This is a genomic window from Nonomuraea sp. NPDC003727, assembly GCF_053586935.1.
On record NZ_JBSFNE010000008.1, the window covers coordinates 54,835 to 67,248 of the forward strand.

Sequence of the window (12,414 nt, forward strand, 5' to 3'; positions counted from 1 at the left end):
TCCCTCTTCTGTTATCTCGCTGATTTCGCGGAGTTTCGGCTCCCCTCGAGGGAGCCGGACTACCATGCAGAAAGGGACCGAAACCGGCAGATCCCGACAAGGATGACGGCGCCTTGACACCGGACCGTTCAGTGAATCCGCTGTCGCCGCCACGCCCGCCCGACAAGATGACGATCTTGCTATTGCCGCCTTTCCCATCTTCAGGCAGGGGAGGCGAATTCCGTTCACTTCGCCGCCGGAAGGCCCACGGGTATGGGTGTGACCGAATCCTCGATTTGGTCCCAGGGCGTAAAGAGCGGCCTATATCACCTGAATGCTGATACGAGAAGGCCCCAAGTGTACGAACTGCCGGCTGGGCATCGGATGGCGGGCCGCGATAAGCGCCGTTGACGCCTCCCGTTAGGAGTCGATATAAGAGGTTCTGACCGCGAATGCGGCAAAACCGGGGTACGACGTACATTCTTGTACGGGATTCAATTTCCAGTGTTTTTGCAGCTCTGCCGAGGAGCGCTCGCACCATGGCGACGAAGCAATCCCCTCCTGCGCGACCGACACCCTGGCCACCCAGTCCCGTCCTCACCGTCGCACGCGACACCCGACGCGGCGGGGGAGGTGCGCAGCGATCAGCGGCCAGCTGACCGCGGCTCCGCGCGGCCCCCTCCAGGCCACCGCGCGCCGCGCCCGCACGTTGTTCTGCCTCCCCTTCGCCGGCGGAGGCGCCAGCGCCTTCTCCTCCCTGCAGCGGGCCCTCACCGGCCTCCAGGTGGTGGCGCTCCAGCTGCCCGGCAGGGAGAACCGGCTCGCCGAGCCGCCCGCCTTCACCGTCGAGGAGGTCGCCGACCAGATCGCCCCGGCCACCACCTCCCCCTACGCCCTGTACGGGCACAGCATGGGCGCGCGGCTGGCCTTCGAGGTGGTCAGGGAGCTACGCCGCCGCGGCCTGCCCCCGCCCGTACGCCTGTACGTGGGCGCCGCCCACCCGCCCCACCTCAGGGTGCCGCTGGCGGCCACCGCCGACCTGCCCGACGAGGCGTTCATCGACCAACTCGTACGGCGCGCCGGCGCGCTGCCCGAGCTGAGGGACGAGCCCGAGCTGCGCGAGCTGATGCTGCCCCTGCTGCGATCCGACATGGCCTGGATCAAGCGCTACCGGTACACCCCCGAACCCCCGCTGGACACCCCCGTCGTGGCCGTGGCCGGTCTGCACGACGGCGAGGTGGCCCCGCCCGACATGCTGGGCTGGGCCCGGCACACCGCCGCCGGCTTCGGGCTGCGCACCGTGCGCGCCGGCCACCTGTTCGTCAAGGACGCGCCCGAGGAGCTGGCCCGCCTGATCACCGCCGACCAGGCCGAACAGGTCGACGGACCGGAGGCGGACGAGGTCCACCTCTGGCTGGCCGACCGCCCGGCCGGCGCGAAGGAGGTGCTGAGCCGCTACGGCGGCCGCACCGTGGCCGGCATCGCCGAAACGGGCGGGCTGACCCTGATCGCCGTCACCCGCGACCACCGGGCGGGCGTGGCCCTGCGGCTGACCACCGCGGCCGAGCCCGTCGAACTGTCCGAGCTCGACCCTGGCGAGCGCGAGCAGATCGAGGACGCGGCGGAGGAGGACCGGCACTGGCTCGCCCAGCGCGCCGTCACAGCCAGGCGGGCGCTCGTCGCGGGCGCGGGCCGCGGCGCGCCGGGCCCCTTCGCCGACCTCGGCGATGGCGGCCCGTGGCAGGTCGACGGCTGGCACGTGCTCCACCTGCCCCTGCACACGCCGCGCGGCCAGGCGCAGGCGGCGGTCGCCGTGCCGTACGGGCCGGCCAGACCGGCGCTGTTCACGCTGGAGGGCCGGACCGGATGACCGACGTGAAGCCGGGCCCGCTCCTGCACGAGCTGGTCACCGCCCAGGCCGACCGCACGCCCGACGCCGTCGCCGTCCGCCAGTGGGACCGGCGCCTGACCTACCGCGAGCTCACCCGCGCCGCCAACGCGCTGGCGCACCGCCTGCGCGAGCACGGGGTGGGCCCCGAGACGCGCGTCGGCGTCTGCGCCAGGCGCACCCCCGACCTGCTGGTGTCGGTGCTGGGCGTCCTGCTGTCCGGCGGCGCCTACGTGCCGCTGGACCCCTCACACCCCCGCGAACGGCTGCTGACGATCGTCGAGGACGCCGCCATCGACCTCGTCGTCGCCGACCCCGCGGGCGACCGGACGCTGGCGGGCGCCCCCGTCGTGCTCCTGCAGCCGGACGCCGGCGCGGCGCCCGAGCCGCCCGCGCGGCGCACCCACCCGGCCGGCGCGGCCTACGTCCTGTACACCTCGGGCTCGACGGGACGGCCCAAGGGCGTCGTGGTGAGCCACGACGCGGTGGTCGCCTTCGTCACGATGGCGGGCGGGCGGTTCGAGCTGGGCGAGGGCTGCCGCTCGATCGGCTTCGCCGCGCTCGGGTTCGACGTGTCGGTGCTCGACATCTTCGCCCCGCTGGCCAGGGGCGGATCGGTCATGCTCGTGCCCGACGAGGACAGGGTCGACCCGGCCAGGCTCCAGCGCTTCCTCGAAGGCCACGAGGTCACCTGGGGCACCATCCCGCCCGCCCTGCTGCCGCTGCTGGACCCCGACCGGCTGCCCTCGCTCGCCGACCTGCTCACCGCGGGCGAGCCCGCCGGTCCCGAGCAGGTCGCGCGCTGGGCCAGGCCGGGCAGGCGGCGCTTCCACAACTGGTACGGCCCGACCGAGACCACGGTGTGCGTCGTCGGCACCGAGCTCGAGGGCGCATGGGACCGGCCGTTGCCGATCGGTCACGCCCTGCCGGGCTGCACCGCGCACGTCCTGGACGACCAGCTCGACCCCTGCCCTGCCGGTGTGCCGGGCGAGCTCTACATCGGCGGCCCGCAGCTGGCCCGCGGCTACCTCGACCGGCCCGGCCTGTCGGCCGAGCGGTTCGTCCCTGACCCCTACGGCCCGCCCGGCGCGCGCCTGTACCGGACCGGCGACAGGGTCGTGCTCGACGCCGACGGCCGGATCGGCTTCCTCGGCCGCCTGGACCGGCAGGTCAAGGTGCAGGGCCAGCGTGTCGAGATCGGCGAGATCGAGTCCGTGCTGCGCGCCCACGAGGGCGTCCGCCAGGCCGTCGTCGACCTGGACACCGGGGCCGGCGGGCTGAAGGAGCTGACCGCCTACCTGACTCCCGAGGACGCCCCCGACCTGGCCGGGCTGCGCGCCCACTGCCTGCGGACGCTGCCCGCCTACATGGTGCCCACCAGGGTGGTGCGCCTGCCGGTCCTGCCGATGACGGTCAGCGGCAAGGTGGACATGGCGGCACTGCGCGCCCACCGGCCGTCCACGGCACCGGCGCGGGGCGGGCTGCCGCGAAGCGCCGAGGAGCGCGCCGTCGCCGCGGTGTGGGCCGGGACGTTCGAGAGCGCCGAGCCCCGGCTCGACGACGACTTCTTCGCGGCCGGCGGGCACTCCCTGCTGGCCATGCGCCTGACCGCGGGCCTGCGAGCCCGGCTGCGCAGGGAGATCGCCGTCGAGGACGTGCTGTCCGGCCGTACGGTGGCGGGCATCGCCGCGCGCGTGGCCGGCGCGCCGCCGCTGCACGAGGCGCCCGGGGTCGCGCCCGCCGCGCTGTCGGCGATCCAGCGGCGGATGTGGTTCGTCGAACGGCTCGCGCAGGGAACGCCCGTCCACAACATCGCGATGGCGCAGCGCCTGTCGGGCAGGCTCGACGTCGGCGCGCTGCGCGCCGCCCTGGCCGCCGTCGCCCGCCGCCACGAGGTGCTCAGGTGGCGCGTGCCGGAGTCCGGCGGTGTCCCTGCCGTCGCCGTCGACCCGCCCGGCGAGGTGCCGCTTCCCGTGGAAGAGGTCACCGGGGAGCAGGTGCGCGAGCGGTTGCAGGCCGCGGCGGCCGAGCCGTTCGACCTGGCCGGGGGCCCGCTGTGGCGGGCGCGCCTGCTGCGCCTGGGCGGCGACGAGCACGTCCTGGCCGTCACCGCGCACCACATCGTCTTCGACGGCTGGTCGCAGTCGGTGCTCTACGACGACATCGGCCGCGCCTACCGCGGCGAAGCGCTCGCCCCGCTGCCCGCGACGTTCGGCGGCTACGTCGCCTGGCTCGGCGGCAGGGAGGCCGCGGCGGACCTCGACTGGTGGAGCGCCCACCTCGACGGCGCCCCGACCGTGCTCGACCTGCCGAGGGACCACCCGCGGCCGGCCGTGCAGACCTTCGAGGGCGCGAGCGCGAGCGCCGAGGCGGACCCGGCGGTCAGCGCCGCCGTCCGGGCGCTTGCGGCACGTCTGGGGGCCACGCCGTACGCGGTCATGCTGGCCGCCTTCGCCCAGGCGCTGCGACGGCTGACCGGACAGCGGGACCTCGTCGTCGGCACCCCCGTCGCCGACCGGCGCGACCCGGCGCTGGAGCCGATGGCCGGATGCCTGGTGCAGATGCTGCCCGTGCGGATGCGCGTGGCCGACGGCGAGGCGTTCGCCGCGCACGTGACGCGCTGCCAGGCGACGCTGTCGGACGCGCTCGCCCACCTCGACGTGCGGCTGGAGCGGCTGGTCGACCGGCTGGGCCCCGGCCGCGACCTGTCGCGCAACCCGCTCATCCAGGTGCTGTTCAACATGTACGACTTCACCGAGCCCCGCCTGAGCCTGCCCGGGATCACCGCCACCCCGCTGCCTCCCGGACTGCCGGGGTCGCTGTTCGACCTCACCCTGTACGTCGGCGAGCGGCAGGGCCGCCACGTCCTGCAGGCCGTCTACAACCCGCGGCTGTTCCGGGCCGAGCGGGTCGAGGCGCTGCTGGCCGGCTATCTCAGGCTGCTCGGCGACCTGGTCGCCGCGCCCGACGAGCCGGTACGGCACGCCGCCCTGCGCCCCGCCACGATCGACCCGCCCGACGGCGCCGCTGTCCTGCCCGGCGGGACCGCGGCGCCGCCCGCTGTCCTGCCCGGTGGCGCGTCGCCGCCCGATGGCACCGCATCGCCGCCCGGCGGCGTTCCGGCGCCGCCCGGCGGCGTTCGGGCGCTGCCGGGGGGAACGGCGGCGCTGCCCGGCTGGAGCGGTTCCGGGGTCGTGGAGCGCTTCCTGCGGCAGGCGGCCGCCCATCCGCGGCGGGTGGCCGTCAGCGGCGAAGGCGGCGAGCTGACCTACGCCGCGCTGGCCGCGACGGTGACGGCGACGGCGGCACGGGTCGCGGCGGCGGTGCGGCCGGGGGAGGCGGTCGCCGTCCTGGCCGCCCGTCGAACCGAGCTGCCCGCCCTGCTGCTGGGCGTCCTGGCGGCGGGGGCGCGCTGGGCCGTCCTCGACTCCGCGCTGCCGCCCGCCAGGCTGGAGGCGCAGGCCAGGGCGGCCGGCGCGCACGCCATGATCGCCTGCGAGGGGGTGGCGGTCCCGCCCGAGCTGGACCGGCTGCCTCTCCTCACCCAGCCCGCCGCCCCCGGCGCGCGCCCCCGGGACGAGCTCCCCTTCGTGCCTCTAGAGCGGCGGGGGTATCTGTCCTTCACCTCCGGCACCACCGGAGCGCCCAAACCGGTCCGCACCGGCGAGCGGCCGCTGGCCCGCTTCCTCGCCTGGTACCCCGCCGCCTTCGAGCTCACGGCCGGCGACACCTTCGCCCTGCTGGCGGGCCTCGCGCACGACCCGCTGCTGCGTGACGCGTTCACCCCGCTCGTGCTCGGCGCCCGCCTGTGCGTGCCCCACCAGGACCACGTCCGCGACCCCGCCAGGCTGTCGGCGTGGCTGCGGGACCAGGCCGTCACCGTCGCCCACCTCACCCCGCAGCTGGCCACCCTCGTCGCCGCGGCGGGCACGCCGCTGCCGGACCTGCGGCTGGCGGTGTTCGGCGGCGACCGGCTGACCTGGGCGGAGGTGGCCAGGTTCGCGAAGGTCGCCCCGCGGGCCGGCATGGTCAACGCCTACGGCACGACCGAGACGCCGCAGATCCAGGCGATGCACCTCATCACCGGGATCACCGGGACCGGGATCTCCGGGACTTCCGGAATCTCCGGGCCGGGCGGCGACAGCGGCGACCCCGTGCCGGTCGGCCACGGCGTCGACGGCGCCGAACTGCTGGTGCTGGACGCCGGTGGCGCGCCCGCCGCGGTAGGGGAGCTGGGCGAGGTGGTGGTCAGGAGCCGCCGCCTGGCCGACGGCTACCTCGACGAGGACCTCACCAAGGAGCGCTTCACCGTCGAGGCCGACGGCGTGACCGGCCGCTACCGCACGGGCGACCTCGGCAGGTACGACCCCGACGGCGGCGTGGTGGTGGCCGGCCGGGAGGACGGCCAGGTCAAGATCCGCGGCTACCGGGTCGAGCTGGGCGAGATCGAGCACGCGCTGCTGGCCCACCCCGGCGTGCGGGCCGCCGTCGCCGTGGCCGTCGACCAGCCGGGCGGCCAGGTCACGCGCGCCTACGCCGTACCGGCGAGCGCGGCGACGCAGGCCGGCGAACTGCAGCGGCACCTGCGCGCCTGCCTGCCCGACCACGCGGTGCCCGCCGACCTGGTCCTGCTGCCCGCGCTGCCCCTGACCCCCAACGGCAAGGTGGACAGGTCCGCGCTGCCCGCGCCGGCGCCCAGGCCCGCCCCCCGGCGCGGCGAGGAGCCCGCCACCGGCACCGAACGGCTCATCGCCGGCGTCTGGCGCGAGATCCTCGGCCGGCCGAGGATCTCGGCCGGCGAGAACTTCTTCGAGATCGGCGGGCACTCGCTCGCCACCGCACAGGTCCAGGCCCGTCTCACCGCCGCGCTCGGCAGGGACGTGCCGATCGTCGACCTCTTCCGCTTCCCGACCGTCCGCGCGCTGGCCGCCCACCTCGACGGCGAGCGCCGCACGGCCGGACCGGAGCGTGCCGCCCGACGCATCGCGGCGCGCCAGGCACGACCGTCATCTCGCAGGCCCTACCAGGCCAGACAGGAGAACAAGGAATGACCGGTCCGGCGAACCACGTACCCGAGCAGGCCGTCGAGCCCATCGCGGTCATCGGCCTGGCCTGCCGAGTGCCAGGCGCCGCGGACGTGCCCGCGTTCTGGCGCAACCTGGTCGACGGGGTGGAGTCCGTCAAGTTCTACACGCGCGAGGAGCAGGAGGCGCTCGGCGTCCCCGACTACATGCTCGACGATCCGACCTTCGTGCGGGCGGCCTCGGTGGCCGAGGACTACGGCGGGCTCGACGCGGCCTTGTTCGGGATGTCTCCCAGGGAGGCCGAGCTGCGTGACCCGCAGCAGCGGATGTTCCTCGAGCTGTCCAACACCGCTCTGGAGGACGCCGGCTACGACCCGTCCCGCTACCACGGGGAGGTAGGGGTCTACGGGACCATCGGGTCGGACGAATACCAATGGCTGTACATCCGCCCCAACCGGAAGGTGTTCGCCTCCGTCGGCAACCTCGCCGTCTTCACCGGGAACCATCCCGACTACCTGGCGACGCTCGTCTCCTACAAGCTCGACCTGCGCGGGCCCAGCGTCACGATGCACACCGCCTGCTCCTCCTCGCTGGTGGCCGTCCACGTCGCCTGCGAGGCGTTGCGGGCCGGCGAGTGCGACATGGCGCTGACCGGCGGTGTCTCCCTGGAACTGCCCGCCGAGTGGGGCTACCAGTACCACCAGGACGGCATCTACGCCGGCGACGGGCACTGCCGCACCTTCGACGCCGCCGCGCAAGGCACCATCTGGGGCGGCGGCGGTGGCGTCGCCGTCCTCAAGCGCCTGTCGGACGCCATCGCCGACGGCGACCACATCCGCGCCGTCGTCGTCGGCAACGCCATCAACAACGACGGCGCCACCAAGGTCGGCTTCTCGGCCCCCAGCGCCGAGGGCCAGGCCGCCGCCGTCTCGCTGGCGCTGGGCGTCGCCCAGGTCGACCCGCGCACCGTCACCTACGTCGAGGCCCACGGCACCGGCACCGCCCTCGGCGACCCGATCGAGGTGGCCGCCCTGTCGAGCGTCTTCAGCCGGGACACCGACGAGGCCGGCTGGTGCGGCATCGGCTCGGTGAAGACCAACATCGGCCACCTCGGCCCGGCCGCGGGCATCGCCGGCTTCATCAAGGCCGTGCTGGCCGTCGAGAACGGCATGATCCCACCGAACCTTCACTTCGAGAAGCCCAACCCGCGCATCGACTTCGGCACCAACCCCTTCTACGTCGCCTCGCAGCTGGCCAAGTGGGAGACCGACGGCTTCCCCCGCCGCGCGGGCGTCAGCTCCTTCGGCATCGGCGGCACCAACGCCCACATCGTCATGGAGCAGGCGCCGCCCGCCGCCGTGCCCACCACCCAGCCTCGCCCCGCCCACCTGCTGCAGCTGTCGGCCCGCACGCCCACCGCGCTGGAGGCCGCCGTGCGCCGGCTGGCCGACCGGCTCGACGGCGCCGAGATCGACCTGGCCGACGTGGCCTTCACCCTGCGCAAGGGCCGGCGCGAGATGACCCACCGCGCCGCCGTGGTCGCGGCCGACGCCGCCGACGCCGTCGCCGCGCTGCGTGACGCGCGCCGCCTGGTCAAGGGCAAGGCGGGCAAGCCGCGCGTGGCCTGGCTGTTCTCCGGGCAGGGCGCGCAGTACGCCGGCATGGGCGCCCAGCTGTACCGCACCGAGCCGGTCTTCGCCGCGGCCGTCGACGAGTGCGCCGAGCTCCTGCACGAGGACCTCGGCCGCGACATCAGGACCCTGATGTTCCCCGCCGACGACGAGCGCGAGCAGGCCGAGGAGCAGCTGCGCCGCACCGCGCTCACCCAGCCCGCGCTGTTCACCCTCGAATGGGCGCTGGCACAGCTGTGGCGCTCGTGGGGCGTGGAGCCGGCCGCCATGATCGGCCACAGCATCGGCGAGTACGTCGCCGCCACCTGCGCAGGCGTCTTCGACCTGCCTGACGCGCTGCGCCTGGTGGCCGCCAGGGGCAGGCTCATGCAGAGCATGCCGGAGGGCTCGATGCTCGCCGTTCGCCTGGACGAGGACGAGGTGCGCCGGCAGCTGCCCGACGGGCTGTCGATCGCCACCGTCAACGGCCCCGGCACCTGCGTCGTGGCCGGGCCGACCAGCCTCGTCGAGGAGTTCGCCGCACGCCTGGAGGAGGCCGGCGTCGGGCACACCCGGCTGCGCACCTCGCACGCCTTCCACTCCCCGATGATGGACCCCGTCCTCGGCGACTTCCACGACATCGTCGCCCAGGCCGAACGGCACGCGCCGAGCATGCCGTTCCTGTCCAACGTCACCGGCACCTGGATCACCGCGCAGGACGCCGTCGACCCCGCCTACTGGACCCGCCACCTGCGCGAGGCCGTCAGGTTCGGCGACTGCGTGGCGACCCTGGCCGCCGAAGGGGAATGGCGCCTGCTGGAATGCGGCCCCGGCCGCCAGCTCGTCGGCCTGGCCCGCACCCAGCTGCCGCGCACCGGGCCGGCGCCGCTGGCCAGCCTGCCCGGCCCCGCCGACCCCAAGCAGGACCTCGAGGTGCTCTACGCCGCGGCGGGGGAGCTGTGGACCTGCGGCGTCCCCCTCGACGCCGACGCCTTCGGCGACCCGGCCCGCCGGGTCCCGCTGCCCGCCTACCCCTACGAGCGCACCCACCACTGGGTCCAGACGCCCATCGACTCCCAGCTGATCTACCCGCTGCCGCCGCGGGCGGGCGCGCTCCCACCGGAGGAGTGGTACTCCGTCCCCACCTGGCGGCAGACCCCCCTGGCCGTCACCGCGAGCCCGGCCACCTGGACCGGCCGCCAGGTCGTGTTCGCCGGCGAGGCCGCCGCGCCGCTGGTGGCGGCGCTGCGGACGGCAGGCGCCGACGTCGTGCCGGTCGTCCCCGGCCAGGCCTACGGCGTGGCCGCCGACGGCACCGTCTCCCTCAGGCCGGGCCACCGCGAAGACTACGAGACGCTGCTGGCCGACGTCGGCGTACCGGCACGGGTCATCCACGCCTGGGCCCTCGACGGCGCGCCGGCCACCGGCGTCCAGGACACCCTCGACGCCCAGGACGTGGGCTTCCACAGCCTGCTCGGCCTCGTTCAGGCCCTGGCCCAGGCCGAACGCGAGCACGACGTCCACCTCGACGTCGTCACCGCCGCGACCCAGGGCGTCACCGGCCCCGACCTGACCAGACCCGAGCACGCCACGGTGGCCGGCATCGCCAAGGTCGTCCCGCTCGAGGCCCGCTGGCTGTCGGTGCGCCACATCGACCTGGAGTCGCCGACCGGCGACCTGGCGGCCCTGCTGACCGAGCTGGCCGCCACACCCGAGGAGCCGGAGGAGGGCGTGCCGCCGTCCCCCGTGGCCCTGCGGGCCGGCCGCCGCTGGGTGCGCCGCTACCAGCAGGTGCCGCTGACCGCCACGGACGAGCCGGCGAACCTGCGCGAGCAGGGCGTCTACGTCATCACCGGCGGCCTCGGCGGCATCGGCCTGACCCTGGCCGAGGACCTGGCCGCCCGCCTGCGTGCCAGGCTCGTCCTGCTCGGCAGGTCGGGGCTGCCCCCGCGCGAGCAGTGGGACGCCCTCGAACCGGCCGATGACCGCACGGGCCGCGCCGTCCGTGCCGTCCGCAGGATGGAGGCAGCGGGAGCCGAGGTGCTCGTCCTGGCCGCCGACGTCACCGACCCCGGGGCGCTCCGGCGGGTCAGGGCGGCCGCCGTCGACAGGTTCGGCCGCGTCGACGGCCTCATCCACGCCGCGGGCCTGCCCGGCGGCGGCATGGCCGAGGTCAAGGAGCGCGCGGCGGCCGACCTCGTCATGGCGCCCAAGCTGGCGGGCACGATCGCCCTCCGCGAGGCGTTCGGCGACCTCGACCTCGACTTCGTGCTGCTGTGCTCGTCGGTGACCGCCGTCGCCGGCGGCTTCGGCCAGGTCGACTACTGCGGCGCCAACTCCTTCATGGACGCCTACGCCCACACCTGGCCAGGCCGGGTGCTGTCGGTCAACTGGGGCGCCTGGCTGGAGGTCGGGATGGCGGCCGAGGTCGCCGCGCCCGTGGCCTTCCGCGCGCTGCAGCGCGGCGACCGGGTCTCCTCGGTCGCCCACCCCGTGCTCACCCACCGGCACGAGACCCCGGGCCGCACCCCCTGGTACAGCGGGACGGTCGCGCCCGAGACCCACTGGATCCTGGCCGACCACCGCATCGGCGCGGTGCCCGTGATACCGGGCACCGCCTACCTGGAGAGCGCCGCCGCCGCCTTCCGCGACAGCGTGCCCAGCCCCGGCCCCGGCTACCGGATGGAACTGCGCGACGTGGCCTTCGTCGCGCCGCTGCCGGTGGCCGACGGCGGCAGCGCCGAGCTGCGCGTGCTGCTGACCCCCAGCGGCGACGGCATGGAGTTCGAGGTCGTCAGCGTCGTCGGCGGCCGCTCCCACCAGCACGCCAGGGGCGCGGCGGCCTGGGTCCGCACCGACCAGGAGCACACCGACGACCTGGCCGACGTACGCGCCCGCTGCTCCCTGGCCGGCACCGACGACGTCTCCAGCATCTTCACCTCCGCCTCCGGCCTGCTGTCGTTCGGCCCGCACTGGACCAGCCTGCGCTCGATCCACCTCGGGCAGAACGAGGCGCTGGCCCGGCTGGAGGCGGGCCCGCAGGTCGCGGCCGAGACCGGGACGTTCACCATCCACCCGGCGCTGCTCGACGAGTCCACCGCCTTCCTCGACCCCTCGGACGAGCACCCATACTTGCCGCTCGGCTACGGCAGGCTCGTGGTGCACGCCCCGATCCCGCCGCGGGTGTGGAGCCACGCCGTCCGCCGCGACGGCGGCGGGGGCGAGATCGTCGCCGCCGACTACACCCTCTACGACGACGACGGCGGCAAGGTCCTGACGATCTCCGACTTCGTGCTGCGCAGGATCGACACGGCGGCCGTCACCCAGTCCGTCGACGACGGCGCCAAGGAGAGCGTCGAGGACCAGGCCGTGAACGAGGAGTCGGCCGCCGCCGGCATGGCCATGGACCTCGACGGCGCCAAGTCCGGCATCTCGCCGGCCGCCGGCGCCGACGCCTTCCGCCGGCTGCTGTCGGTCGGCCTGGGCACCCAGGTCGTGGTCAACGCCACCCCGCTGGAGGAGTTCGTCGCGGGCGTCCGCGACCTGACCCAGGACACCGTCGCCGAGGAGCTGGACGCGGCCGCGGCAGGGGAGGCCGCCACGGCCCTGGACACCGACCACGTCGCGCCGCGCAACGAGCTGGAGAGCACGCTGGCCGGACTGTGGGGCGAGGTGCTCGGCGCCAAGCAGGTCAGCGTCGAGCAGGACTTCTTCGAGTTCGGCGGCAACTCACTCGTCGCCGTCCAACTGATCGCCCTCATCAGGAAGAAGCTCGGCGTCAGGCTGCCCATGCGCAGCCTCTTCCAGGTTCCGACGGTGGCGGGCATGGCCGCGCTGGTGGAGGAAATGCGCGGCCGGCAACCGGACAAGCAGGTGGCCCTGACCAGGCTGCCCCGGCACGAAAGGGCGTGAC

3 protein-coding genes are annotated in these 12,414 nt (G+C 74.9%); all 3 read left to right on the forward strand.

The window, feature by feature from the left end:
* Positions 1-688: 688 nt before the first annotated feature.
* From ACWDLG_RS21105 to ACWDLG_RS21115, 3 genes are read left to right on the forward strand one after another with little or no spacing between them, the layout of a single operon-like run.
* Positions 689-1,849 (forward strand): thioesterase II family protein, encoded by a 1,161-nt coding sequence (locus ACWDLG_RS21105; protein WP_449922240.1) that lies wholly within the window; start codon positions 689-691, stop codon positions 1,847-1,849.
* Complete coding sequence (locus ACWDLG_RS21110) at positions 1,846-6,918, forward strand: amino acid adenylation domain-containing protein (protein ID WP_449922242.1); 5,073 nt, start codon at positions 1,846-1,848, stop codon at positions 6,916-6,918. Before ACWDLG_RS21105 ends, ACWDLG_RS21110 begins: the two co-directional genes overlap by 4 nt.
* The gene (locus ACWDLG_RS21115; RefSeq protein WP_449922243.1) at positions 6,915-12,413 is read left to right on the forward strand and encodes a type I polyketide synthase; all 5,499 of its coding nucleotides are present in this window, start codon (positions 6,915-6,917) and stop codon (positions 12,411-12,413) included. Before ACWDLG_RS21110 ends, ACWDLG_RS21115 begins: the two co-directional genes overlap by 4 nt.
* The last annotated feature ends 1 nt before the right edge of the window (position 12,414 follow it).

Excerpts from the sequence above, each read along its gene's own strand:
- ACWDLG_RS21110 (WP_449922242.1), top strand. The coding sequence starts at position 1,846 with ATGACCGACGTGAAGCCGGGCCCGCTCCTGCACGAGCTGGTCACCGCC.
- ACWDLG_RS21115 (WP_449922243.1), top strand. The coding sequence starts at position 6,915 with ATGACCGGTCCGGCGAACCACGTACCCGAGCAGGCCGTCGAGCCCATC.